The organism is Oceanicaulis sp., assembly GCF_051859625.1.
In the GTDB taxonomy this organism is placed as follows: Bacteria; Pseudomonadota; Alphaproteobacteria; order Caulobacterales; family Maricaulaceae; genus Oceanicaulis.
On record NZ_JBHYFH010000002.1, the window covers coordinates 278,732 to 303,942 of the forward strand.

At 61.4% G+C, this 25,211-nt stretch carries 23 protein-coding genes; 18 read left to right on the forward strand and 5 right to left on the reverse strand.

Going from position 1 to position 25,211, the window contains the following annotated elements:
* Positions 1-84: 84 nt before the first annotated feature.
* Positions 85-1,452, forward strand: a complete 1,368-nt coding sequence (locus ACTIGF_RS10840; RefSeq protein ID WP_439636904.1) for a spinster family MFS transporter — start codon at positions 85-87, stop codon at positions 1,450-1,452.
* Between the two features lie 79 nt (positions 1,453-1,531).
* Here the strand turns inward: ACTIGF_RS10840 and ACTIGF_RS10845 are convergent, their stop codons facing one another.
* The gene (locus tag ACTIGF_RS10845) at positions 1,532-2,074 is read right to left on the reverse strand and encodes a DJ-1/PfpI family protein (RefSeq protein WP_375549179.1); all 543 of its coding nucleotides are present in this window, start codon (positions 2,072-2,074) and stop codon (positions 1,532-1,534) included.
* Between the two features lie 337 nt (positions 2,075-2,411).
* Here ACTIGF_RS10845 and ACTIGF_RS10850 point away from each other — a divergent pair, with 337 nt between their 5' ends.
* The 9 genes from ACTIGF_RS10850 to hisIE all read left to right on the forward strand — a co-directional run bounded on the left by ACTIGF_RS10850 (position 2,412) and on the right by hisIE (position 9,303).
* Positions 2,412-2,837, forward strand: coding sequence for a group III truncated hemoglobin (locus ACTIGF_RS10850; RefSeq protein WP_439636905.1), 426 nt, complete (start codon positions 2,412-2,414; stop codon positions 2,835-2,837).
* 72 nt (positions 2,838-2,909) lie between these two features.
* Positions 2,910-3,230 (forward strand): YerC/YecD family TrpR-related protein, encoded by a 321-nt coding sequence (locus ACTIGF_RS10855; protein ID WP_439636906.1) that lies wholly within the window; start codon positions 2,910-2,912, stop codon positions 3,228-3,230.
* On the forward strand, positions 3,227-4,114 hold the full coding sequence (hisG, locus tag ACTIGF_RS10860; protein WP_439636907.1) for an ATP phosphoribosyltransferase: 888 nt from the start codon (positions 3,227-3,229) through the stop codon (positions 4,112-4,114). The genes ACTIGF_RS10855 and hisG overlap by 4 nt, the downstream gene beginning before the upstream one ends.
* A 1-nt stretch (position 4,115) precedes the next feature.
* Positions 4,116-5,420, forward strand: coding sequence for a histidinol dehydrogenase (gene hisD, locus ACTIGF_RS10865; RefSeq protein ID WP_439636908.1), 1,305 nt, complete (start codon positions 4,116-4,118; stop codon positions 5,418-5,420).
* A complete protein-coding gene (gene hisB, locus ACTIGF_RS10870) occupies positions 5,417-6,613 on the forward strand; it encodes an imidazoleglycerol-phosphate dehydratase HisB (RefSeq protein WP_439636909.1) in 1,197 nt (398 codons plus the stop codon). The genes hisD and hisB overlap by 4 nt, the downstream gene beginning before the upstream one ends.
* On the forward strand, positions 6,613-7,212 hold the full coding sequence (hisH, locus tag ACTIGF_RS10875) for an imidazole glycerol phosphate synthase subunit HisH (RefSeq protein ID WP_439636910.1): 600 nt from the start codon (positions 6,613-6,615) through the stop codon (positions 7,210-7,212). Before hisB ends, hisH begins: the two co-directional genes overlap by 1 nt.
* A complete protein-coding gene (gene hisA, locus ACTIGF_RS10880; RefSeq protein ID WP_439636911.1) occupies positions 7,209-7,934 on the forward strand; it encodes a 1-(5-phosphoribosyl)-5-[(5-phosphoribosylamino)methylideneamino]imidazole-4-carboxamide isomerase in 726 nt (241 codons plus the stop codon). Before hisH ends, hisA begins: the two co-directional genes overlap by 4 nt.
* Positions 7,928-8,695, forward strand: coding sequence for an imidazole glycerol phosphate synthase subunit HisF (gene hisF, locus ACTIGF_RS10885; protein WP_439636912.1), 768 nt, complete (start codon positions 7,928-7,930; stop codon positions 8,693-8,695). The genes hisA and hisF overlap by 7 nt, the downstream gene beginning before the upstream one ends.
* Positions 8,692-9,303 (forward strand): bifunctional phosphoribosyl-AMP cyclohydrolase/phosphoribosyl-ATP diphosphatase HisIE, encoded by a 612-nt coding sequence (gene hisIE, locus ACTIGF_RS10890; protein ID WP_439636913.1) that lies wholly within the window; start codon positions 8,692-8,694, stop codon positions 9,301-9,303. The genes hisF and hisIE overlap by 4 nt, the downstream gene beginning before the upstream one ends.
* Before the next feature lie 62 nt (positions 9,304-9,365).
* Here hisIE and ACTIGF_RS10895 read toward each other — a convergent pair whose 3' ends face one another.
* Positions 9,366-11,954 carry a M14 family metallopeptidase gene (locus tag ACTIGF_RS10895; RefSeq protein WP_439636914.1) on the reverse strand — a complete coding sequence of 863 codons (2,589 nt, stop codon included), beginning with the start codon at positions 11,952-11,954 and terminating at the stop codon, positions 9,366-9,368.
* A 151-nt stretch (positions 11,955-12,105) separates the two neighbouring features.
* Here ACTIGF_RS10895 and ACTIGF_RS10900 point away from each other — a divergent pair, with 151 nt between their 5' ends.
* The 4 genes from ACTIGF_RS10900 (at position 12,106) to ACTIGF_RS10915 (ending at position 18,875) form a co-directional block, all read left to right on the forward strand.
* Positions 12,106-14,151, forward strand: a complete 2,046-nt coding sequence (locus ACTIGF_RS10900; RefSeq protein WP_439636915.1) for a TonB-dependent receptor — start codon at positions 12,106-12,108, stop codon at positions 14,149-14,151.
* A gap of 147 nt (positions 14,152-14,298) precedes the next feature.
* Positions 14,299-15,918: a methyl-accepting chemotaxis protein gene (locus ACTIGF_RS10905; RefSeq protein WP_439636916.1), complete on the forward strand. Its 1,620-nt coding sequence runs from the start codon at positions 14,299-14,301 to the stop codon at positions 15,916-15,918.
* Positions 15,919-15,981: 63 nt separating this feature from the next.
* Positions 15,982-17,628, forward strand: coding sequence for a thiamine pyrophosphate-dependent enzyme (locus ACTIGF_RS10910; protein ID WP_439636917.1), 1,647 nt, complete (start codon positions 15,982-15,984; stop codon positions 17,626-17,628).
* Positions 17,629-17,669: 41 nt separating this feature from the next.
* Positions 17,670-18,875, forward strand: a complete 1,206-nt coding sequence (locus ACTIGF_RS10915; RefSeq protein WP_439636918.1) for a glycine C-acetyltransferase — start codon at positions 17,670-17,672, stop codon at positions 18,873-18,875.
* Between the two features lie 19 nt (positions 18,876-18,894).
* Here ACTIGF_RS10915 and ACTIGF_RS10920 read toward each other — a convergent pair whose 3' ends face one another.
* Complete coding sequence (locus tag ACTIGF_RS10920) at positions 18,895-19,491, reverse strand: glutathione S-transferase family protein (protein ID WP_439636919.1); 597 nt, start codon at positions 19,489-19,491, stop codon at positions 18,895-18,897.
* A gap of 102 nt (positions 19,492-19,593) precedes the next feature.
* Between ACTIGF_RS10920 and ACTIGF_RS10925 the strand changes: the two genes are divergently transcribed.
* The 4 genes from ACTIGF_RS10925 (at position 19,594) to ACTIGF_RS10940 (ending at position 23,513) form a co-directional block, all read left to right on the forward strand.
* A complete protein-coding gene (locus ACTIGF_RS10925; protein WP_439636920.1) occupies positions 19,594-20,778 on the forward strand; it encodes a hypothetical protein in 1,185 nt (394 codons plus the stop codon).
* 29 nt (positions 20,779-20,807) lie between these two features.
* On the forward strand, positions 20,808-21,587 hold the full coding sequence (locus ACTIGF_RS10930; RefSeq protein ID WP_439636921.1) for a hypothetical protein: 780 nt from the start codon (positions 20,808-20,810) through the stop codon (positions 21,585-21,587).
* Positions 21,588-21,747: 160 nt separating this feature from the next.
* Complete coding sequence (gene tdh / locus ACTIGF_RS10935; RefSeq protein WP_439636922.1) at positions 21,748-22,782, forward strand: L-threonine 3-dehydrogenase; 1,035 nt, start codon at positions 21,748-21,750, stop codon at positions 22,780-22,782.
* A gap of 62 nt (positions 22,783-22,844) precedes the next feature.
* Positions 22,845-23,513: a nitroreductase family protein gene (locus tag ACTIGF_RS10940; RefSeq protein WP_439636923.1), complete on the forward strand. Its 669-nt coding sequence runs from the start codon at positions 22,845-22,847 to the stop codon at positions 23,511-23,513.
* A gap of 28 nt (positions 23,514-23,541) precedes the next feature.
* Here ACTIGF_RS10940 and ACTIGF_RS10945 read toward each other — a convergent pair whose 3' ends face one another.
* On the reverse strand, positions 23,542-24,954 hold the full coding sequence (locus ACTIGF_RS10945; protein WP_439636924.1) for a methyl-accepting chemotaxis protein: 1,413 nt from the start codon (positions 24,952-24,954) through the stop codon (positions 23,542-23,544).
* A gap of 67 nt (positions 24,955-25,021) precedes the next feature.
* Positions 25,022-25,204 carry a superinfection immunity protein gene (locus ACTIGF_RS10950; protein WP_439636925.1) on the reverse strand — a complete coding sequence of 61 codons (183 nt, stop codon included), beginning with the start codon at positions 25,202-25,204 and terminating at the stop codon, positions 25,022-25,024.
* Between the last annotated feature and the right edge of the window lie 7 nt (positions 25,205-25,211).

The following is a 25,211-nucleotide window of genomic DNA, read 5'->3' on the forward strand; positions in this document are numbered from 1 at the left end:
TCTTTGCAAAGTGATGGTTTACGCCTTCAGTATGCACTGAGCGCATGTCGACGCGCGAGCAATAGAAAAGACCAGGGGAGAGATATGACCACTCAGACCGAGACAGAGTTGGGCCAGCCGTCACCCCCGACCAGCGCGAAATATAGCGCTTGGGTGCTGGCGATGCTGTTTATCGTTTACGCGTTCAATTTCCTGGACCGGCAGATCATTTCCATTCTGGCGATTCCGATCCAGGAGGAGCTGGGCTTGTCGGACCGCCAGCTCGGTCTGCTGGGCGGGATCGCGTTCGCTCTGCTGTATTCCACGCTGGGCGTCCCGATCGCTTGGCTTGCGGACCGCACCAAACGCACCTGGATCATCACGATTTCTCTGTCCGTCTGGTCCGGCTTCACGGCCTTGTGTGGCTTCGCCACCAACTTCACCCAGCTGTTCCTGGCGCGCGTCGGGGTGGGCGTGGGCGAAGCGGGCGGCGTCGCCCCGTCCTATTCCCTGATCGCGGACTACTTCCCGCCGCAAAGCCGGGCCAGGGCGCTCGCCATTTATTCGCTTGGCATTCCCATCGGATCCGCCTTCGGCGTTGTGGCTGGCGCACAGATCGCTGGCGGCGCTGTGAGCGACAATCTGGACTGGCGCTCCGCCTTTATCATTGTCGGCGTTCTGGGCCTTGTCATCGCGCCATTGTTCAAGTTGACCGTGCGCGAGCCCAAGCGCGGCGGTCTGGACGCGCCGCAACGGCCTGCGGTGGAGGCCGAGCTGGCTGAAAACGTCGCTGCGGCGGGAGAGCCTGTCAAAGCGCCTGAGAAGCCGGGAATTTTCAAGGTTCTGGCTATTCTGTCGAAGAAGCCGAGCTTCTGGTTCCTGACCCTGGGTGCGTCGTGCAGCTCGATGATGGGCTATGGCGTCTTCTTCTGGGTGCCGAGCTTTTTCGCGCGCAGCTTCCAGCTCGACATCATCACGACGGGCTGGCTGTTCGGCGCGATCCTGTTCGTCGGCGGCAGCCTGGGGATCATCCTGGGCGGCGTTCTGGGCGATCTGATGGGCAAGGGCTCCAAGCGCATGTACGCGATCGTGCCGGCGGTGGCCTTTTTCGTCACTTATCCGTTCTATGTCGCCGGTGTGCTGGCGCCGTCAGCGCTATTGGCTGTTTTGTTGTTCATGATCCCGACCGGTCTGGGCCTGGCCTGGCTTGGCCCGACGCTCTCGGCCTTCCAGCATCTGGTGCCGCCCAACATGCGGTCGATGGCCTCAGCGATCTTTTTGCTGATCAATAACCTGCTGGGCATCGGTGTTGGCGTGTACGCCCTGGGCGAACTCTCAACCTTGCTGACCCCGAGCTTTGGCGAGGAAGCCTTGCGCTATTCCATCATGATCGGCGCGACGCTGTATCTTGTGGCGGGGGGCTTGTTCATGATCGGGGCCCGCACCATCGTCCGCGATTGGGAAGAGGCCTAGGCTTCACCTGAGACCTGAAACGAAAAACGCCCCGGCCATCGGCCGGGGCGTTTGCGTATTCAGCAGACAGTCTGAACGATCAGGCTGCGGCGGCCGTCATCGACATCGCCTTGATGAACAGGCTGCGTGCGTCAGAGCGCGCATCTTCACCATCAGCGGCGAACAAATCGCCCTTCAGCGCCAGAACCGCATCGGATTCAGGATTGGTGGTCTCAGCGATTTCCGCGACCATCGCCACGGCTTCGCCCAGTGCGCAAACGGGCGCGCCGGCGCGCAGGAAGTCTGCGATCAAGAGGCGCGAGTCCTGGTCGTTGCGCAGCCGCTCAATGCTTGCGGCGCCAGCAGGGATGACAAGGCCTGTGAACGCGCTTGCGGTCTTCTCGCCCGGCTGGGCGTCGACCACGAAATTCATTTCATCGCCGCCTTCGGGGCGACCCGTGATCAGGCCTTTTTTCGGGCTGATCATCACAGTCCGGTAACCGGCGCGTTCGGCCGATCCGGCGATATCGGTCAGATCACCGGCGTCAAATCCGTCCACCGCGAGAACCGCGATGTCACCGGACGCGCCAAGGTGCGTAAGATCGATTCGATTTTGACGTGCATTGGGTTTGGAAAAAGCCACATGTCCTCCTGCCGCTGCCAGCGGCTTTAAATGATTGATAGAGTGATCGCTAGTATCACATAGGAATATCTGGGCTCTGGTCAAGCCGATGTGCAGAAAAGAATGCAGATACCAGCAAGAAAGAGCTGGGATATTGATGATGTTTCATCGATTAAATAGTGCCAGTTAAACTGCGACGTTTCTAAGCTGTGTTTGAGCTGGCAAGATTTCAGGGATGGTGTGTATTTTAGAGGACATGCGGAGTTGCAAACGTCATGGGTGGTGCGATTTGACGCGTGGCGTGCGCTTGCATGTTTGTGCGGCGGCTGGCATCGGCTAGGGGATCAAGAGGGATTTCATGACCGAACCAGTCATCCGCACCGCATCCGCCCGCCAGACTGACATAGCCCGCCAGGCTGAAAGCATGGGCGTGGACGAGGCGTTCATCTCTGATCTGGTTGACGCATTTTATGCGCGCGTGCAGGCGGATGACGACCTTGGGCCCGTGTTCGAAGCGGCTATTGGTGATGACTGGTCGGAGCATCTGGTCACCATGAAGCAGTTCTGGGCGTCCATCGCGCTCAATGCGGGAACCTATGGCGGTCGTCCGATCCCGGCCCACCACAAGCATCTGGACAAGATCCGTCCTGAACACTTCTCGATCTGGCTGTCCCTGTTTCGCCAAACCCTGCAAGACCGAGCGCCAAGCCCGGAAGCGGCTGTTTTCTTCTTTGAGCGCGCTGAGCGAATTGGCCTGAATTTTCAAAAGATTCTCTTCAAATAGCGGACATCGCAGCCGCACTATTGTTTTATCACGCTAACACGCTATAACGTCTCCAAGAGTTGGAGGCGAGTGATGGCTGATCCTGTTTCTGAAACCCGTGTCGGCGGCCCCGAAGACGTCAGCGCCTTGTGTGAGGCGCTTTTGACCTTGCGCGATGGCGACGAGATGCGCCGGTTCCTGCGCGATCTGACCACGCCGGGCGAGATGCAGGCGCTGGCGGAGCGTTGGCGCGTGGCGCGGCTCTTGTCAGAGGGTCAGAAATCCTACCGCGAAATCAGCGCGGATACCGGGGTCAGCACCACCACTGTCACGCGCGTGGCGCGTTTTCTCAGTCAGGAAGATCATCAGGGATACCGGCTCGTGCTGGACCGTTTGAAGGAACAAGGCCAATGAATGAGAACCGTTTGACCCTGGCTGTTCAGAAAAAGGGACGTTTGGCCGAGGGCGGGCTGGACCTGCTCAAGCGCGCCGGCGTGAAGCTGGCGTATGGCCGGGACGACTTGTTGCGCCGGTCTGAAAACCAGCCCATCGACCTGATGCTGATCCGCGATGACGACATCCCCAGCTTTGTCGCTTCAGGCGCGTGCGATTACGGCATTGTCGGCGAAAACGTTTTGTATGAAGCGCAAAACAAGACCGCTCGCATGGCGGATCTCGAGATTGCGCTGAAGCTGGGTTTCGCTCGATGCACGCTCAAACTGGCGGCTCCCAAGGATGGCGCGATCACCAAGGCTTCAGACCTTGAGGGCAAGACGGTCGCCACCAGCTATCCCGCGTTGACGGCGGCCTATCTCAAGGAGCGCGGCGTCAACGCCGAGATCGTCGAGATGGGCGGCAGCGTGGAAGTCGCGCCGCGCATGGGCGTTGCGGATGCGATCTGCGATCTGGTCTCCACGGGGGCGACCCTTGAAGCCAATGGCCTGGCCGCGTTTGAAACCGTTCTCGAGAGTGAAGCGGTTCTGGTGCGCCGCAAGGGCGCGCAGAAGGACGGCGTCACCGAGACCGCAGAGCGCCTCATCGAACGCTTCAAGGGCGTCATCGCGTCGCGCCAGACCAAATACATCCTGCTGAACGCGCCCAAGGACCGGCTGGAGGAAGTCCGCGCCATCCTGCCGGGCACCGATGCGCCAACCGTGGCGCCCGTGGTCGGGCGCGACGATGTGGTCGCTGTTCATGCCGTCTGCACAGAGGCCGTGTTCTGGTCCACGCTCGAGCAGCTCAAGGCGGCCGGCGCACGCTCCATCCTTGTTATGCCGATTGAAAAGATGATGGCCTGACATGCTGACCCGGATCGATTGGAAAACGTCGGACGCGCAGACGCGTCAACGCCTGTTTGAGCGGCCTTCGCTTGGCTCAGACGCGGTCGCTGTGGCTCAGGAGATTCTGGACGCCGTGCGCGCCCGCGGCGAGGCTGCGGTGCGCGACTACGCCCTGTCATTGGATGATTGGGCGCCGGAAGCCGGTTTCCGGGTTCCTGAAAGCGCTCTGGCCGAGGCTGAGCAAGCCCTGGCCGATGAAGATCGTGACGCGATCCTGGCGGCGACAAAGGCCGTGCGCGCCTTTCACGCTGAACAAGGCTATCGCGATTACGAGGTTCAGACCTGGCCGGGCGCGCGCGCCAGCCGGCGGGCGACCCCGATCGATGTGGCGGGTCTGTATGTGCCTGCCGGCACCGCGCCGCTGGTCTCCACCTTGATCATGCTGGCGGTGCCTGCGCAGCTGGCGGGCGTGCCGCGCATCGCCGTCATCGCGCCGCCGCGCAAGGGGCGGGGCGTTGAGCCGACAGTGCTGGCCGCGGCCAAGCTGCTCGGGGTTGATGAAGTCTACGCCATTGGCGGCGCGCACGGCGTGGCGGCGCTTGGGCTGGGGGTGGCCGGACTGCCCAAGGCGGACAAGATTTTCGGTCCGGGGAACGCGTATGTGGCCGCCGCCAAGGCGTTGTTGTCGCAAAGCCCGAACGGCGCCGCGGCGGATTTGCCGGCGGGGCCGAGCGAAGTCATGGTGGTGGCCGATGACGCCGCCGATCCCGAACTTGTCGCCATCGACCTACTCAGCCAGGCCGAGCACGACCAGATGGCGCAAGTGGTTCTGGTCGCGTTCTCGGAAGGCTTCGCCGCTCGGGTGGAGGCGCAAATCGACGTCTTGCTCACACAATTGCCGCGGGCGGACACCGCGCGGGCTGCGCTGGCCAATTCCCGCGCGGTCATCGTCGCCTCAGAAGACGAAGCGGTGGACGCGGCCAACGCCTACGCCAGTGAGCACTTGATCGTTCAGACCCGCGATCCACGCGCTTTCTCTGACCGTATACGTCATGCCGGGTCGATTTTCCTGGGACCGTGGACGCCGGAGGCGGCGGGTGACTACGCCGCAGGTCCCAACCATGCCTTGCCGACCGCCGGCGCCGCACGCGCTTATGGCGGCGTCACGGTTGAGATGTTTCAGAAGACGACGACGCTTCTGGAACTGAGTGAAGAGAGCCTTCAGTCTATCGCGCCCGTGGTTGAACGCCTGGCGGCGCTTGAAGGACTGGACGCGCACCGCCTGGCGATGGCGTTGCGTCGAAACAGAAAGACGGATCAATGAGCGGCGTATTTGACCTCTCCAAACGTCCTGAAGACATGCGCGCCATGGGTGAAGCCATGTTGCTTGAACGTTTGTCGAGCCTTCTTGAAATTCCGGCCGCCAATCTGTCGCTGGCCTCCAGCACGGACGAAGCGCGTCAGGCGGTCTGGAGCAGTGATCTGACCCTTGTTCACGATTTTGGCGCGGACGGCGTGATTGCGCTGGACGAACCCGCTCAGCGCGGCCTGACCCTCTACAGGATCGGCGGTCTTCAAACGCCCGTCACCGTGTTGTCGGCCATGGATGAAGAACAGGCGGCGCTGTTGCGCACCAAGTTGAATGCGGTGCCCTGTTGCCTGCTTGAAGAAGGCATGAAGCAGTTGAGCCCGGGCGCCCGACTTGCTGCGCGCAAGGACCGTGAGGAGCGCGACGCCATCCTGATTGATATCGGTCAGGCGCTGGCCGAAGAGCTGGGCGAGGTGGGGCAGGTCACCGCCCGGGGGCTGGTCTATGAGCACACCAATCTCAAAACCCTCAGCCGTCTGGGTCTTGTTCTGGCTGAGGACGGCGAAGGGCTGGTCGGCCATGTGAGAGACGCACAGACGGCCCGGCAATTGCGCGATTTCCTGGGACTGCGTATCCAGCGCCGCACAGCCACGGTCCGCCGCGTCACCAAGGAGACGGAGATCACGCTGAGCGTCAATCTGGACCAGGAAGGCGCCCGGATCGACACCGGACTCGCCTTTTTCGATCACATGCTTGAACAAGTGGCCCGACATGGCGGGCTGTCGCTGGACGTGTCGTGTGAAGGCGATCTGGATGTGGATTCCCACCACACGATTGAAGATGTGTGCCTGGCGCTTGGCGAAGGGCTGAAGGAAGCGCTTGGCGACAAGCGCGGGATTGGCCGCTTCGGGTTTGAAGTGCCGATGGACGAGACGCGCGCGGGCGTCTGGATCGATCTGTCAGGGCGTCCCTATGCGGTGTTTGAAGGCGACATCCCCGGCGAGCGCGTTGGTGATTTCCCGGTCGAGATGTGTGAGCACGCTTTCCGCTCCATCGCGGAAAGCCTGAAAGCGGCGCTGCACGTGAAAGTGGAGGGTGAAAACGCCCACCATATGATCGAAGGTTGTTTCAAGGCCTTTGGCCGCGCCTTGCGCATGGCGTCCCGAATTGAAGGCGAGGCCTTGCCGTCCACCAAGGGTGTTTTGTGATGACCACGGCGATCATCGACACCTCGACCGCGAACATCGCTTCGGTGCGGTATGCGCTGGAGCGTCTGGATGCGCGCTACCGCCTTACTGAGACGCCGGACGAAGCGCAGGACTGCGACCGTATTATCCTGCCTGGCGTGGGCGCGGCGGGGCCGGCCATGAAGCGCTTGCGCGAAACCGGCTGGGCGAAAGCGCTGCAGACAGATCAAAGACCTTTGCTGGGCGTTTGCCTGGGGATGCAGCTCTTGTTTGAGTATTCGGTCGAAAGCGAGTGCGAGCTGTTGGGGCTGATCCCGGGGCGCATTGAGCGCCTGGATCCGGGCGCTGAGGGCCCGTGGCCGCATATGGGCTGGAACACCTTGACCCAGAAAAGCGCTGACGAGCCTTTGCTCGAAGGCGTCGATGAGGGCGCGCACGTCTATTTCGTCCATGGCTTTTATGCGCCTGTCGGCGGGCACACGGTCGCGTCCACACACTATGGGCCTGAAGTCACGGCCATCGCCCGCAAGGGCCATGTGGCCGGGTGCCAGTTCCACCCCGAGCGTTCGGCGAACACCGGTGCGCAAATCCTGACCAATTTCATAAAGGGCGCGGCATGATCCTGTATCCCGCCATTGATGTTCTGGACGGCCGCGTCGTGCGGCTGGCCAAGGGCGATTTTGACGCTGTGACTGAGTATGGCGACAATCCCGTAGCCGTCGCCGAGCAGTTCAAATCAGCCGGCGCCGATTGGTTGCATCTGGTGGACCTGTCCGGCGCCCGTGACGGCGCCCGGCGTCAGCAGGATCTGGTGCGCGCCATCGCGGGTGTGGGCCTGAAGGTTCAGACCGGCGGCGGCGTGCGGTCGCGTGACGATGTGGACGCCATCCTGAACGCCGGCGCAAGCCGCGCGGTGATCGGCAGTCTGGCGGTCAGCGATCCCCAGACTGTGATTGGCTGGATCGCGCACTATGGCGCTGAACAGATCGCCGCGGCGTTTGACGTGAAGATCGCGGAGAACGGCGTCGCCTATCCCACGCTCAAGGGCTGGACCGAGCAGTCAGTCACGCCGCTGGCGGACCTTCTGTCGGAATACCGTCTGGCGGGGCTGAGCCATGCTCTGGCGACCGATGTGGCGCGCGACGGCATGCTCGAAGGTCCGAACCTCGAGCTTTACGAAGACCTGGCGCAGATCCGGCCTGACATGAACTGGCAGGCGTCGGGCGGGGTTTCGTCGCTCGATGACATCCGCGCGCTCAAGGCGAACAAACTGTCCGGCGTCATCATCGGACGGGCGCTCTTTGAAGGCCGGTTCACGCTGGAGGAGGCGCTGGCATGCTAGCGCGCCGCATTATTCCCTGCCTGGACGTGCGCGATGGCCGCGTGGTGAAGGGCGTGAAATTCCAGAACCATGAAGATGTGGGCGGCATCGAGGAACTGGCGCGTCGCTATGCCCAGGAAGGCGCGGACGAGCTGGTCTTCTACGATATCAGCGCCAGCCCGTCGGGCCGCACGGTGGAGCCGGAATGGGTGGGTCGCGTGGCGCGCCAGATCGACATTCCCTTCTGTGTGGCGGGCGGCATCCGCTCGCTTGAACATGCGCGGGCGCGTCTGTTTGGCGGCGCGGACAAGATCTCCATCAACACCCCGGCGCTTGAAAACCCCGATCTGATTGACGCGCTGGCGACCGAGTTCGGGTCGCAATGCGTGGTGGTCGGCATCGACAGCCGGGTGATCGACGGCGATTGGCGCTGCCACAAGAACACGGGCGATCCGTCCAAAACCTCTACCGAACACCGCAAGACGCTGGACTGGATTCGCGAAGTCGTTGAGCGCGGCGCAGGCGAGATCGTGCTCAATTGCATGGATCAGGACGGCGTGCGCGAAGGCTATGACATTGACCAGCTCAGCGCCGCGCGCGAGGCGTGTTCCGTGCCGCTGATCGCCTCGGGCGGGGCCGGGGCCCGTGAGCATTTCCGCGACGTCTTTAAAAAAGCGAATGTGGACGGCGCCCTGGCGGCAAGCGTCTTTCATAAAGCCGTGATAGCCATTCCGGAACTCAAGTCCTGGCTGTCGAGCGAAGGTGTGGAGATGCGCGTATGAGCCTGTTTCAGATCGACTGGAAAAAGGGCGGCGGACTGGCCCCCGCCATCGTGCAGCACGCCGACACCGGCGAAGTGCTGATGCTGGGCTATATGAACGCCAAGGCGCTCGACGAGACCCAGACCCGGGGCCTGGTCACGTTCTGGTCGCGCTCCAAGGAGCGGCTCTGGACCAAGGGTGAAAGCTCGGGCAACACGCTGTCTCTGGTGTCGGTGGCGACCGATTGCGATTCAGACGCCATACTGGTGCGGGCGCGCCCGGCTGGCCCGACCTGTCATCTGGGCAGTCATAGCTGTTTTGGCGAAACGCCGGGCCCTGAGATCGGCTTTCTGGGGCAGCTGCAGCACGTGATCGACACCCGCGCCGAGGATGACTCCAAAGACAGCTACACCGCCAAACTCCTGTCCAAAGGCGTTCTGAAATGCGCGCAGAAAGTGGGGGAGGAGGGGGTTGAGACCGCGCTCGCCGCGGCCGCCGAGGATGACGACGCGCTTCTGGGCGAAGCCGCCGACCTGATCTTCCATTTGATGGTGACGCTGAAAGCGCGCGGCCTGTCGCTGGCGGACGTGACAGCGCTGCTGGCGCAAAGGCATGCGGCGAAGGGCTAGGCTCGGTTTTGTTTCAGACTTCAAAAAAAAGGCCCGGTCTTTCGACCGGGCCTTTTCATGTCTTAGTCGCTGGTGCGGCGCGAGGGGTTTCGGAAATCGTTGCCGAAGAAGATTGCGTTCATCATCAGCTTGGCCGGTCCGCGGAAATAGGCGCGGTAATAGGGATCATCCGCAAAGAGGATCACCGATCCCGAGCCGCGGCGTTCGGCGAAGACCGCGCCGGTTCCTGACAGAGCCCGGCGCACTTCCTCTGACGCGTAGCCGCTGAGCAGCGGATCGTCCGCGCCAAAGCGGACGGGCAGGGAGAAGGGATTGTCGCCGCCTGCAAACGCCATGCTGCCGATCCGGTGGCTGGGCAGGACGTCATCGCGATACCCAAAGGCCAGCGGATGGCTGGTGTCGATCCGGGTTTCAAAGATCGCGCCGGAAATCTGAAGCTCAGCGTTCCAGGTCGACATGGCGTCATAGTTTTCAGGCCGGGCGGCGTCCGCTTCAGGCGTTTCCAGCTCGGCGATCGCAGCGCTGGTCAGCTCCTGATCGATCACCCAGCGGGCTGCGCCACGGGTGGCGATCAGCGTGCCGCCATCGCGGACCCAGGCGTTCAGCGTTTCGGGCATGTCATCGCCCATCCGGTACAGACGACCATGGGGCAGGATGATATGGGTGTAGCTGCTGAGATCGGCGCCGCCGAGTTCGGACTGGTCGATCATGCTGACCGGCATGTGCATGTCATGGTCGAGCAGGTGCCACAGCTCGCCCGCATCGCCCATGCTGATGCCGCGCCCGGTGATCAGCAGGACTTCAGGGCGCTCCACATTGGACAGGTTGAACCCGCCCAGATCCGAGCCGCGCGAAGTGCTGCCGGAGGTGACGGCGTGAATTTTCACTCCGTCTTCTTCAGCCGCCCGGGTCAGCAGGGCGTGGATTTCCTCGGCGCTGACCGGCTGGCGGCTCAGCTCGATCATCAGCGCGCCGCGGTCAATATCGGTTTCGCCGGCGGTTGTCTGGATGCTGATTTCATCGGGGATGACGCGAGCGAAGACGCCAGCGTCCAGCAGGCGATAGAGCGCGCGGGGAGCGTAATAGCTGTCCCACTCCATCACATAGCCATAGGCGCTCACATCCGGCGCCGCTTCGGCCATGTCAAAACTGGTGACGCGGTCTCCGACGATCTGGCTGCGATACTGGCCGCCACGCAGTTCTGCGTAATCGAGGTCATAGGCGAGGGGTTGGGTCCAGCCCGACACGTCATAGAACTCGACCTTGTCCTCGATGATGCGGGTCTCAAACAGGCCGCGCACCAGGCGGTATTGCTGTTGACGCAAGGGAACGAGGAAGGCCTCGCCCGGCTCGAAATCCTGCCCCTCATGGGTGAAGGGTTGCGCCAGCTCGTAAACCTCAAGCCGGTGGGTCTCCAGCATTTGCAGGAAATCCGCCAGACGCCCGCGATCGGACGAGCCGAAGACATAGCCGCGCACCGGATCAGAACTCGCCATCTGGCGGCTCTCGTTGAAGAAGTCCCGCATATGCGTTTGCAGCGCGCTGCGGTTGGCGTGCGCGGATGCGATCAGGGCGATGGCGGTGCGCGCCTGCTGGGCGATTTTGTCGTCATAGCGCTGGATGCCGTAATCGGTCTCCTGAATGAGGCCGCGCACCGAACTTTGTTCAAACAGATAGGGAATGGAGCCGATCAGGCCCGGATAGCTCGAGCCATATCCCAGATAGAAGTCATCAAAGACCTCTTCGCTCACATACACCTCGCCAGCTTCGTCAAACTGCGCGTTGATCGACTGGTTCATCGTCAGATTGAGGTCAAACCCATCCAGGCTGAGCAAGGGATGAAAGCCCTCGCGGGGGCCAGGCGAAATGAAGAAGGTGGAGTTCGTCCCCATCTCGTGCAGGTCCGCCGCCACATTGGGGCGCCAGTCCTGGGTGGTGCTGACGAGCGCGCGGGATTCAGGCTGGGTGACGGGCAGCCATTGGCGGTTCAGGTCAAACCAGTAATGGTTCGTGCGCCCCCAGGGCCATTCGTAGAAATGCTCGCGGCTTTGCGGATCGGCCACCGCCACATTGGCGTGATGCATGTTGGTCCACTGGGCGAACCGGTTCGCGCCGTCGGGATTGATCATGACGATCTGCTGGATGACGGTCTCATCGAGCAAGGTCTCGATGTCCGAGCCCTGCGCTGCAGCCAGATGATACAGGATCAGCGGCGCGGAATCGTAGCCCGACGACTCCGAACCATGCACGCCATGGGTCAGCTGCACGATCACCGGTTGGTTCGCCGGCGTTTGCGCGCCTGGATCACCGAGTGAAAGCTGCGTTGCGCGGATCTCTTCCAGCCGAGCCTGATTGACGGGCGACGTGGTGGTCACGCGCAGGATGGGGCGGCCGAAATGGCTGTGTCCGATCGTCTCGACGCTGACCCGGTCAGACGCCGCTGCTATGGCGCGGATATAGGCGACGTGCATTTCAGGGGTGAAAATGATTTCGCCGGATTGAAAGCCCAGCACGGTCTCGGGCGTGGGGATGCCTGGGTCATATCGGACGTCGAAATCGAGTAGTTCAGCGACCGGTTTCGGATCATAGGCCGAAGCGGCTCCGGCCGTGGGCAAGGCCGTGGCCAGAGACAGTGCAAGCGCGCGCAGCATTAAGACAGCTCCCCTTTGTTGTTAATTTGTAACGGTAAACAGGCCGCAGCCCGGGTCAAGCATGTCTGGATGCCGCTCGCGCTCTATCTTGGCGATCCAGCCCTGTAGTAAAGCCTTTCAAACGCTGAAAGCCGCTTGAGGATACGCTGTGATGTCTCGCTTGTTCCGCCTTGTCTTGCTTGGCTCTGTGACCGGATTTGTGAGCGTCATCGGCAGCCAGAGTGTGGCCTCTGCGCAAGAGGCGCCGGCTGCGCGTGACGTGGTGGTTGTGACGGGCGCGCGGGCGGAAACACTGCGCAGCGACAGCACGCTGGCGACCGCAATTCTGGAGGCTGACGCCCTTGAACGGGTCGGCGCGCATCATGTCAGCGAGGCGCTGAACCGTTTGCCCGGCGTCAACATCAATCGCGGTAATGGCGCGGAACACCTGACGGCGATCCGCTCGCCGGTCTTTACGGGCGGACAGGGGGCTGGCAGCTTTTTGTATCTTGAAGACGGCGTGCCGCTGCGCGCTGCAGGGTTCGCCAACATCAACGGCCTGTTTGAGGGGGCGGACGGACTGGCGGACCGGATCGAAGTGGTGCGAGGGCCGGGCTCTGCGGCTTATGGGTCAAACGCGCTGCATGGCCTGGTGAACATCATCACCCCCGATCCGCAGGATGCGCAGCGCTCGGTCCAGCTGGAAGCCGGCTCCTATGGACGTGCGTCGGCACAGGCGAACCTGTCGGGCGAGACGGGGTTTGGCGCGGGATGGCTGGGTCTCGACATGCGCCATGAGGATGGCTGGCGAGACGATGCGTCGCTGGATCGCCGTGTGCTTCAGACCCGGCTGGATGGTCAGCTGGGACAGACTGATTGGTCCTTGCGCCTGTCCGGCGTCGATCTGGAGCAGGAGACCGCGACCTATGTGGGCGGGTTCGAGGCCTATTTGGATGAAGCCGCCTCACGTCGGAATGCAGACCCTGAAGCGTTCCGCAATGCGTACGCCCTGCGCGCCGCCCTGCACCTGAACCGTCCGATCACTGAAACGCTCAGCGCTCAGGCGACCCTGTTCACGCGCAGCAATGAGATGCAGTTTCGCATGCACTTCCTGCCGTCTGAAGCTCTGGAGACCAGCGGCCATGACTCGGTGGGCTTTCAGTCCGCTCTGGTCTGGGCGCTTGATGACAGCGTCTTCCGGCTCGGTCTTGATACGGATTTCACCGAAGGCGCGCTCAGAGAGTTCCAGACGCGCCCGACGATAGGGCCGTTCGTTCAGGGGCTTCATTATGACTATACCGTTCAATCGCGCACCGTCGCCGCCTTCGCCATGGCTGAACATCAGCTGACGCCAAGACTGAGGCTCGACGCCGGAGTGCGGTGGGAAAACACCCGGTACGCGTATTCAAACCGCGCTCCAGTGGGTGAGGTCGGACGCTATCTGCGGCTGGCGGATCGCGATGACAGCTTTGACACGCTGGCCCCGCATGCGGGCTGGGTGTTTGACGTGAACGACTCCCTGTCGCTGTTCGGCCGTGTGGCGCGCGGCGTGCGCGCCCCCCAGACCGCCGAGCTGTACCGGCTGCAACCGGGGCAGAGCGTTGAGGGTATTGAGCCTGAAACCCTGGACAGTGCGGAAACGGGCCTGCGACTTGATCTCGGCGGCGCCGCCCAGCTTGAGCTGACCGGGTATGTGATGCGCAAGGACAATGTGATCTTGCGCGATGCGGACGGGCTGACCGTCACCGGCGCGAAGACGCGCCATCACGGCGTGGAGCTTGAAGGCGGCTGGTCGATCACCGATGCGCTGATGCTCTCGGGCGCGGTCAGCTGGGCGGTTCATGAATATGATTTCAACGGCGGGGCCGGTGCGGGCTCTGAACGCATCCAGAAGGGCGCGCGCATCGACACGGCGCCGGAATGGCTGTCCAGTCTTCGCCTGTTCTGGCGTCCCGTGGACCGTATCACCGTAGAGACCGAATGGGCGCATGTGGGCGAATACTTCGCCGATGCCGGAAACACCGCCGCTTATAACGGCCACGATCTGTTTCACGTGCGCCTTTCCAAGGACATTCAGGACCAGATCCGGATCAGCCTTGCTGTGCGCAACCTTCTTGATGAGCGTTATGCAGAACGGGCGGACTTCGCGTTTGGGCGATACCGGTATTTCCCCGGGGAGGGACGCACCATCAGCGTCAGCGCTGGCTGGTCGTTCTAGGCCGCTCCAAGCCAGAATATGTGAATAACCATGCGTTAATGGACTCACAGCCACCTATGGAGCCTTCTCCAACGCAGGGTGGACTCCATGCTCAGAAACGCGTCAATCGGTCAGAAGCTCTATTTGGCGGGGGGAGCACTGGCCCTCATGCTTGTGCTGCTGACCGTGCTGAGCGCCTTGCAAGTCCGGCGCGCCATGCTTCAGGAGGTTGATCAGGGACTCTCTGAGATCGTCGAGATCGCCACAAGCACGATCAGCTCCTATCACGCCAGAGTCGAAGCAGGCGAGATGACGCAGGAAGCGGCTCAGGCTGCTGCGATGCGGGCTCTCAGCGACATGCGCTTTGAAGGCGACAATTATTTCTTCGTCATTGATCTCGACCACCAGATGGTCATGCACGCGGTGCGCCCTCAGCTGAACGGGCAATCGGTCTATAATACGCAAGACCCCAACGGGCTCTTCCTGTTTCGCGAGATGACCCAGGTTGCGCGTGCCGAAGGACAGGGATTTGTGGATTACGGCTGGCCTCGCGCCGGTTCTGACGTCCCTGAGCCCAAACGCAGTTATGTGATGTTGTTTGAGCCTTGGGGGCTGATCACTGGCGCCGGCGTTTATTATGACAATGTTCAGGCCAGCATCTGGTCGATCATCAGAGTGCTTGCGCTTGGCAATGGTGTTGTTGTCGCCATTCTGTTTGCCGGGGCATACGTGCTCAACCGATCCATTCAGGGGCCTGTGGCGCGACTGAGTGAAGCGGTGGAGCGACTGGCCAAAGGCGATACGGCGGCGGAACTGCCTGAACCCGACGGGCGGGAAGTCTCCACATTGACTGCGTCCGTGAAGGTTCTTCAGGTTTCCGCCCGGGAACGAGAGCGCCTTGAAGCCGAGGCTCATGCCGCTCAGGAGGCGCAGCTCAAGCGCGCCGAACAGATCGAGGCGCTTGTTTCTGAATTTGATCAGAGTGCGGCTCAGGCGATTTCCGCCTTTGAAGCGGCTGGCGAGCATCTGCGTACGTCCTCCCAGGGCATGAAGGCCAATGCGAGCGAAACGGCTAGCGGTGCGAGCACCCTGGACGGAGCGGCCCAGATGTCGGCTGAGAGCGTGGAAGTGGTCGCCGCCGCCGCAGAAGAGCTGACCGCCGCGATCAGCGAGATCAATCAGCAATCGCTGCGGTCCTCTGAAGTGTCCAAATCCGCGGTCGAGCAGGCGGAATCGACACGTCAGGACGTCCAGAAACTGGCGGACGCCGCCCAGAAGATCGACGGCATTGTCCAGCTGATCGCCGGCGTCACCGAGCAGACCAATCTTCTGGCGCTTAACGCCACCATCGAGGCCGCCCGCGCCGGTGAGGCGGGCAAGGGGTTTGCGGTTGTGGCCAGCGAAGTGAAAGCGCTGGCCGAGCAGACCGCCCATGCGACCGAGAGCATCGCTTCAGAGATCAAAGGCATTCAGTCCGCGACGGATGCGTCTGTGACCGCCATTGAGAAGATTGCGACCGTGATTGGCGAGACCTATGAGATCGCCACCGCCATTTCCGCCGCCATGGAGGAGCAGCGCGCCGCCGCCGCGGAAATCTCCCATTCAGCGCAAAACGCCGCTGCGGCGACGGGAGAGGTTCGCACCGAGGTGGGGCAGGCCCAGAGGCGCGCTGAAGAGGCGAACAAGGGCGCGAGTGATCTTGATCAGGCGAGCGTGGCTGTCGCAAGTGAATCGCAGGGCCTGAAAGCCACAATCGAGCGCTTCCTTTCAGGTGTTCGCGCCGCCTGACGCTTGCCAGGCGCCACCGGTGCGCGTTAGCAGATCGGGTCCATTCTTGCGGAGATCCCGATCATGCCTTCACGCACTGGCGCCCAGCACCTTATCGCCGCTTTGTCCGCCAATGGCGTTGAGCGGATTTTCGGTGTTCCTGGAGAGAGTTATCTTGCCGCTCTTGATGCGCTGGTTGAAGTAGATATCCCGTTCATCCAGTGTCGTCACGAAGCGGGCGCAGCCAATATGGCCGAAGCCCATGGCAAGCTGACGGGGCGCCCCGGCATTTGTTTTGTGACCCGGGGGCCTGGCGCGACGCAGGCCGCCGTCGGGGTTCACACCGCGCTTCAGGACTCCACGCCGATGATCTTGCTGGTCGGCCAGGTCCGTCGTGAGGATGAGGGGCGCGAAGCGTTTCAGGAGCTTGATTACGGTCAGGCGTTTGCCGGTCTCGCCAAGGCGGCGTTCGAGATCCGCGATCCGGCGCGTGTTCCCGAGATGATGATGCGCGCCTTTGCGCTGGCCATGAACGGGCGTCCGGGGCCCGTGGTTGTCGGTCTGCCTGAAGACATGCTGACCGAGATTGCTGACGCGCCCGAGGCTGCCGCTCTGGTTCAGGCACGGAGCGAAGTCTCCGCCGAGACCGCCTCCGAAATCGCCGCGATGATCGACGCGGCGGAGCGCCCCGTCATGATGGTGGGCGGTCCGGGCTGGCGCGATGAAGATCGCGAGGCGCTGCATGATTTCGCGGTTCGCACCAATTGCCCCATCCTGACAAGTTTCCGCGTCAAGCATCTGTTTGATAACACGCATTCCCATTATGGCGGTGAGGCCGGCATTGGCGCCTGTCCCGCCGTTGTGACGGCTCTGCGTGAGGCGGATTTGATCGTCGCGGTTGGGCCGCGTCTGGGTGAGATGACCACGCAGAGCTATGATCTGTTTGACGTGCCCGAGGGCGTGGCGGACCGTCTGGTTCACATTCATCCGGGCGGGGAAGAGCTGGGCCGGGTGTATCGGCCGAAACTGGCTGTCACCGCGCAAGCGGGCCTGGCGCTCAGCGCGATCAACGCCGCCGCCAAGCCCCAAAATGCGGCCTCCCGCGCTGACTGGGTCAAGCAATGCCGCGCCGCCTATGACGCCTGGATTGAACCAGTTGAGGTGACGGGGGATGTGAACCCGTCGATCATCTGGCGTGAAACGTCAGACAAGCTCGGCGGTCAGGCGATCATGACCAATGGCGCGGGCAATTTCGCGGCCTGGCTGCATCGTTATTGGGTGCACCAATGCTGCCCCAGCCAGCTCGCCCCGACCTCGGGCGCCATGGGCTACGGCCTGCCTGCGGCCATCGCGGCCAAGCTGCATTGCCCCGACCGTCCGGTGATCGCGGTGTGCGGGGATGGCGATTTCATGATGGCCGCGCCCGAGCTCGCGACCGCCGTCCAGCATGGCGCGAACATCGTGGTCTGCGTCTTCGACAATGGCGCCTATGGCACCATCCGCATGCACCAGGAACGCGCCTATCCGGGGCGGGTCAGCGGTACGGATCTCTCAAACCCTGATTTCAAACTGATGGCGGAAGCGTGCGGCTGCGCGGGCTATTTCGTCGACAAGACCGAGGATTTCGCCGCCGCGCTCGATCAGGCGCTGAAGGCGGGCAAACCGGCGCTGATCCACGTCAAACAAAGCCTGGCTGACATTGCACCGGGCAAGACGCTCACTCTGAGCTAAGTCAGACCTATCCGTTTTCGCCCAGCAGGGAGTCCACCCCCATGTCCCAGAGCTTTTATGACCGCCTGACCGAAACCCTCGCCGAGATCGATGCGGACGGGCTCTACAAGCGCGAACGCACCATCACGTCGCAGCAATTTTCCGAGATCGACGTGCGCGGGACAGACGGGACCGAACGTCATGTGCTGAATTTCTGCGCCAACAATTATCTCGGCCTCGCCAACCGGCCCGAGCTGATCGACGCCGCCAAGACTGCGCTGGATCGCTACGGCTATGGCGTCGCGTCCGTACGCTTCATCTGCGGCGCGCAGGAAGTCCATAAAGAGCTGGAAGCGGCGATCGCCGATTTCACCGGCCAGGAAGACGCCATCCTTTATGCGGCGGCGTTTGACGCCAATGGCGGCCTGTTCGAACCGCTGCTGGGCCCGGAAGATGCGATCATTTCCGACGCGCTGAACCACGCCTCGATCATTGACGGCGTGCGCCTGTGCAAGGCCAAGCGCTATCGCTACGCCAATTCGGACATGAATGATCTGGAAGCCCAGCTCAAACAGGCCCGCAAGGATGGCGCGCGCACCATCATGATCGTCACCGACGGCGTGTTCTCCATGGACGGCTATATCGCGGATCTGAAATCCATTTGCGATCTGGCCGAAAAGTATGACGCCCTGACCATGGTCGATGATTGCCACGCCCACGGCTTCATGGGCGCCAAGGGACGCGGCACGCCCGAGCATTGCGGCGTCATGGGCCGGATCGACATCATCACCGGCACGCTGGGCAAGGCGCTTGGCGGCGCCATGGGCGGCTTCACGGCGGCGAAAAAGCCGGTGATCGACATTCTGCGTCAGCGTTCGCGCCCCTATCTGTTCTCCAACTCGCTGGCCCCGGCGATCGCCGGCGCCAGCCTGAAAGCGCTGGAGATGGTGCGCGAGGGCGATGATCTGCGCGCACGGTTGTTTGACAACGCCAAGCGCTTCCGCGCCGGCATGACCGACGCCGGTTTTGACCTTCTGCCGGGCGAACACCCGATCATTCCGGTGATGCTGGGCGACGCCCCTCTGAGCCAGAAAATGGCCGACAAGCTGATGGAGGAGGGCGTCTATGTGATCGGTTTCTTCTATCCGGTGGTGCCCAAGGGCAAGGCCCGCATCCGCACCCAGATGAGCGCCGCGCATACGCCTGAGATGATAGACCGCGCCGTCTCCGCCTTCACCAAGGTCGGCAAGGAGCTGGGGGTCGTCTGATCCGCCGCAGTGACGCCTGTCACATGGGCAAAGGCGGATAAGCGGTTTTGGCGATCAGCGGCCTCGCCGCAAGCCTGTCCGCCAACGCCTTCAGGCGGGGCTGGGCGAGGGCGACCGTGTCATAGAGCGCCAGATGCTCCCACATGGCGATGAAGTGGAATTCCGCGTAGCCCGGCTCATCGGCGTCAAATGAGTCAGACCGTGCCTCCAGCCAGTCCAGCCCGTGCTGAATAGCTGAGCGCGCCTTGGTGAAATAGGGTGCGGTTTCGGTTGGAAGGCCGGTTCTGGCCCCCAGCACCAGCTTCACCTCCTGGCTCATGATGGCGTTCAGAACCGCGCGCCGGTTCAAGGTCTCTGGATCAAACCGTCGAACCTGCATCCGGTCCTCAGCGTCAAACCGCTCAGACAGGTGACGAGCGATGTGCTCGGAGTCGAGCATCCAGACATCGCCATCGTCCAGGACCGGGATGGACAGGGCGGGATTGCCGCCAAACTGCGCCGGATCGGCCTGTGAGACATCACCCACATCTTCAAATTTGTAAGGCGCGTCCCAATGGTCGAGCAAAAGCCGGACCTTGCGGGTGAAATGCGAGCGCGCGGTTCCGTAAAGTTTCATCAGCTCGCCTTTTTGGAGAGTCGCGACGGGTTTTGGGATGTCTTTTACCCCAAGCCGTGCCAGTCTGACGTATCAATTCATGACCTTGTCCGGGGGGACGCCATGACCAATCCTGACCATCCGAACGCTGCATCGCAGAGCGAGACCGCATCCAGCGCTCGTCCGGGCGATGAAATGCTGCCATTCCTCAACAATTTCCACGACATCTTCACCACCATCGGCGTTCTGATCCTGTTCACAGGTCTGTTCGTGGGCGCGGTCCAGTTTCATGACTCTCTGAATCTGGATCAGCAAAGCGTGGCGGCTGAAAGCGTTTCCTTGCTGTTGTTGGGGCTGATCGCTCTGATCGCCTGGGGGCTTTCTGCGATCTTGGTCGGGCGTCAGCGCCGGATTCTGCCGGGCATCGTGCTGTGCGTCGTCTTCGTGGGGTGTTGCGGAACCTTCCTGGCCTGGCTGTACACCTCCTATGTCATGCCGGCTCTGACCAATGTGGACCCGCAGACGGCCTTTGATCATCTGAGCGTTTTCAATCAGGAGAGCGTGCGCGCCTTGCTCAATGAGCTCGACTGGGTTCTGAGGACCTGGCCCGTGATCATCGCCGCGGTCTTCGTGGTGGCGACGGCCATCTATTATCTCAGCTTCCGTTTGCCGTTCTCCGGCGGCTTGCTGGGCGTGGCGCTGGTCAATCTCGCCGTCTGCGCCTGGCTCGTTATCGACCCGTATTCGCTGGTGGTGTTCAATCCATTGGCCGGCCTCCTGATGGGACTGACGCTCTTTTTCGCCGGCGTCATCTTTGATGCGCGTGATCCTGCCCGGACCACCCGTCTGTCGGGAACCGGGTTTTGGCTGCATTTCTTCGCTGCGCCGGTCTTGCTGTCCGCCGCCATCACGATGGCGCTCAATGGCGTTCGCATTGACCCTCAGGCTGAGGGTGTCGCCGGCATGATCTATTTTCCACAAGGGGGAGAAGACGGGGCCGCCGTACGCGCCGCCATAGTCACCTTGATGGTCATTGCGGTGTTCGCCCTCGTCTCTCTGCTGATCAACAGACGGGCCTTGATCGTGTCGGGCCTGCTGACGACGGGCGTCGCGCTTGGCGTGCTTGTGAACCAGCTGGGTCTGGACGGCGCGGGCGTGGTGGCGACGACCTTGCTGGTGCTGGGCGGGATCGTGGTGCTGCTCGGGGTCGCGTGGACGCCCGTCAGGCGCGTGCTCACCGCGCCGTTTCCCAATGAGGGGGTGATCGCAAGAATTATCCCGTCGCCTGTTCACGGGCATGAGGGCTGAACCCGTAGCTCAACATTGAAGGCATCAAAATGACGCCTCGTGAAGAATTTAATCGCACTAAACGATGGGCGGGATTGTCGGCAGCCTTCCTAATTGCACATTTGTTTGCTGGCGTACAGCAGTCTGCCAATGGTGGCCTTTTTGGCATTACTCTAGAAAATCCAAACGCACTGGATGAAGTATTTTTACTATTTATGTTAATATTCACGTTAAAATCAATAAACATATGGTCCATGCTTGACGATCATTATAGAAGAACGATTCAATATATAGCAGATGATCTATTTTCTCTTATATTGTCAATTACTGCGACAGCATTATATATATTCAATCAGGATTATAACATCCCGAGAATTGGCTTTGATGTCCCTGCTTATTTCGATGTGATTTTGTCAATATTATCAACAACTTTTGTATTTTCAGTTGCGCTAGCTTCTTTGTTTGCGGTTAGATCTATTAGAAAAAATAGACTTTTATTGAACGATATTTCTATCATTAGGAAGTTAACAAGTGGAGATTGGTATCTCATTTTTGCCAACGCTAGGGCGAGGGCTTCCAAGGGGGAAGTAGGATGGAAAAAAATCTCTTTTGAAGAAAGTGGGGAGATAGGAGAAGGAAAAAATCATAATGAATGCACTTGGGCTGTAAGCAATGGATATCTTGAAATATATAATGTTGATGGTGAGATATTTTCTAGATTTGTATTAGCAGGAGAAGGTTTTAAAGCCACCGATGACTCTGATGTGAAGGCCCTTCCAGGTCAAGAAATAATTAGAGATATTGATCTCTGGAAGCAGAAAGAAGTTTGAATTCTGTGCACAAGTCAGCCTTATTACTCGTTGTGCTGGATTCAGAATTTTGTGGATTTTCTAGTCAGCGTTGCAGCAATGACGAGCGCTCTTTTCTTTCATCGCGCGGCGTGATCAAAGCGAGTTGAGACGTCCACCTCTCAATTGGGAGCACCCTCGCATGAAAGCCCTGGTCAAAGCCAAAGCCGAAGAAGGCCTGTGGTTGCAAGATGTCGACAAGCCCGAGATCGGGCCGGACGACGTCCTGATCCGCGTGCACAACACCGCCATCTGCGGCACCGACGTGCATATCTATAACTGGGATTCCTGGGCGCAGAAGAATGTGCCCGTGCCCATGGTCGTCGGCCATGAGTTCGGCGGCGTGATCGAGGCGGTCGGGGCTGACGTGCACCGGGTGTCGGTGGGCATGCGGGTGTCCGGCGAAGGCCATGTGGTGGGCGAAAAATCCCGCGCTGTGCGCGCGGGCCGTTTCCATCTCGACCCCGACACCAAGGGCGTGGGCGTGAACATGCCGGGCGCGTTCGCCGAATACCTGGTGATTCCGGCGTTCAACGCCGTGCCGCTGCCTGATGAAGTCTCCATGGAGCAGGCGGCTTTCCTCGATCCGCTGGGCAACGCCGTTCACACCGCCACCGCCTTTGATCTGGTGGGTGAGGACGTTCTGATCACCGGCGCCGGCCCCATCGGCATCATGGCCGCTGCGGTCGCGCGCCATTGCGGCGCGCGCCATATCGCGGTGACCGACATCAATCCCGATCGTCTGGCGCTTCTGGAAAAGGTCTGCCCCACCGCCGTGCCGGTGAACACCACCAAGGATGACCTCAAGGATGTGCGCGCGCGCCTGAAGATGACCGAAGGCTTTGATGTGGGCCTTGAGATGTCGGGCGCAGAACCGGCCTTCAACCAGATGGTCGAGAACATGGTGATGGGCGGAAAGATCGCCATGCTGGGCCTGCCCGGCAAGCCGTTCAATCTCGACATGGGCAGCCTGATCATGCGGGCGATCACCTTCAAGGGGATCTATGGCCGGGAAATGTTTGAGACCTGGCACAAGATGCTGGCCATGCTCCAGTCCGGCCTCGATGTCAGCCAGCTGATCACCCACCGCCTGCCGGCGACCGACTTCCAGACCGGTTTTGACGCCATGCGCTCCGGCAAGGCGGGCAAGGTGATCCTGGATTGGACAAAGGTTTAAGTGCTGTGATGACAGCGGTTTCGTGAATGGCGTCTGGGCGCGTTCTGTCACAGAATGCGCCCATGACCCATCCCGTGACCCCCCTTGAATTCACCGAACTGCCCGAAGCCGAGATGCGCAACCGGGCGGACGCGTTCTACGAGACCATGCGCCAACGGCGCACCGTGCGCGATTTCTCCGACCGTTCCGTGCCGCGCGACATCATCGAGACCGCCATCCTGACCGCAGGCACGGCGCCCAATGGCGCCAATCATCAACCCTGGCATTTCACCGTTCTGGGGCAGGGGTCGTTGCGCACCCAGCTTCGCGAGGCCGCTGAGGCCGAAGAGCGCGCCTTTTATGAGGGCAAGGCCAGCGCGGAATGGCTCGAAGCGCTGGAACCGCTCGGGACGGACGCCAGCAAGCCGTTTCTGGAAACCGCGCCGTGGATCATCGCCGTCTTCGCCCAGCGTCGCGGCGGGCCCAAGCCCGGCGATGACCGCAAGAATTACTATGTCTCTGAAAGCGTCGGCATCGCCTGCGGGCTGCTTATCGCAAGCCTGCATCAGGCGGGCCTCGCCACCCTGACCCATACGCCCAATCCGATGGGATTCCTGACCGAGATCTGCGAGCGCCCGGCGACCGAAAAGCCGATGATGCTGATCGTCTGCGGCTATCCGGCGGAAGGCGCTCAGGTGCCGCTTCATGCGCTGGAAAAGAAAGCGCTCTCTGAGATCAGCGATTTTCGTTAGCGCAGAGGCCGGGGCGTCTTGGCAACAGTCAGGACGCCTGACTGACCTGGCTCTCGCTCAATTCCCCGATCAGACGGTCAAGCGCATTGAGAACGGTCTCTGAGGCGTCATCCATGTCTTCCACGGCGCGTTCCGCACCCGTGTAATCGCCTGCCGCGCACAGACGAGCGGCGCGCGTGGCGCATTCATGGGCGCGGGCATGGGGCGTTTCGACCGCCTGGAAGGCCGGGATATGGCCGTATTCATGGCGCGCTGCCTCATACCATTTGCCCAGACGGCAGGAGCGATGGTCTGACAGTTCGCTTTCGCTCAGTTGGATTGCGCCGACCAGCATGCTGTTCAGGCGTTTTTTCCAGAGCAAATGGTCAGACTTCGCACAATGAAGGACGAAGTTCTCGATATTGCGATCGCTGAGGGCGGCGAGGGTCTGACCGATGGTGGATTCCGTGCCGGCGCTGGCTTCCACGACATGTTCCACACGTTCGCGGGCGCGAGTCGCGCCGCTGGCGATTTCAGACACTGAGCTCGACAGGTTCGAGGTGGCGCTCGACTGTTCGGTGATCAGCTGGGCGATTTCCGAGACGATGCGAGCGCTCTCGCGCATGGTGTCCGTGACTGAGTTTACGGCGCTTTCAGAGGCATTCGCTGCATTGATGCCTTCTTGAACCGAGCCAGACGAGTTTGAAACGGCTTCGGTGATCGCGGCTACCTGCTGTTGCAGATGATCCATGCGTTGGCGAATGTCCTCAGTGGCTTTCGCAGTCTGTCCTGACAGCACCTTCACTTCGCCAGCAACCACGGCGAATCCGCGACCAGATTCGCCAGCGCGCGCAGCCTCGATCGTGGCGTTGAGCGCCAGAAGATTGGTCTGGTCCGCAATAGCGGCGATGGTGTCGACGATCTCTGCGATCTGACGCGACGCTTGCTCGAGATCGGTCACGCGTCCGGTGATGGTTTCAAAGGCGCCGCCCAATTGTTCGGTTTCCGAACGCGTCAGGCGCACGGCTTCAAGACCGGTCTGGGATTGTTCGACGCATGCGCTCAGCGATTCCGCCCCGCTATTGGCGAGTTTGGTGATGGAGTGGATGGAGAAATCCAGTTCCTCCACCGCCGCGGACATACCCGAAACATGGGTGTCCATCTTGCGCACTTCGCCTGTGGCCCGCGCGATCGCCGCCATCGCGTTCGAATTCTGCGTCGAAGCGCTGACCGTGCGCTCCAGCTCGGACGCATTGCGCTGTTTGAGCTCGTCGTGAAGCTCGGACAGAGCGTCCGCCGCTTGAGGCGGCAGAGCGCTCAAATCCGGTGTCTGGCCTGAACGGATATCTGAGATGGCTTGTGAAAGAGCCTCGGCCCAGTCGCCCGCCGGAGCTTCTGGTTTTGAAGCCGTGACGATATGAGCCGACGCGTTCGAGGCGAGCTTGCGACTGAATCCGAGCATGAAATTCCCCACGTGATCAATACGACAGGGGTAATGCGCAGATGGTAAACGCCTCGTTTATACTCTCTCAGACGCGAACCGGGCGCGCGATGGCTGTGCACGACCAGATCAGGGCGATCAGCCAGCCGATGACGGTCCAGCCCAGCAACAGATTGGTCAGGAAAATCGCAAACCCGTTGTGATGGCCGCGCACCAGCGCAATCAGCGTGGGCAGGAAATGCAGCACCGCCAGCAGAATCATTACGTCCATGACCAAC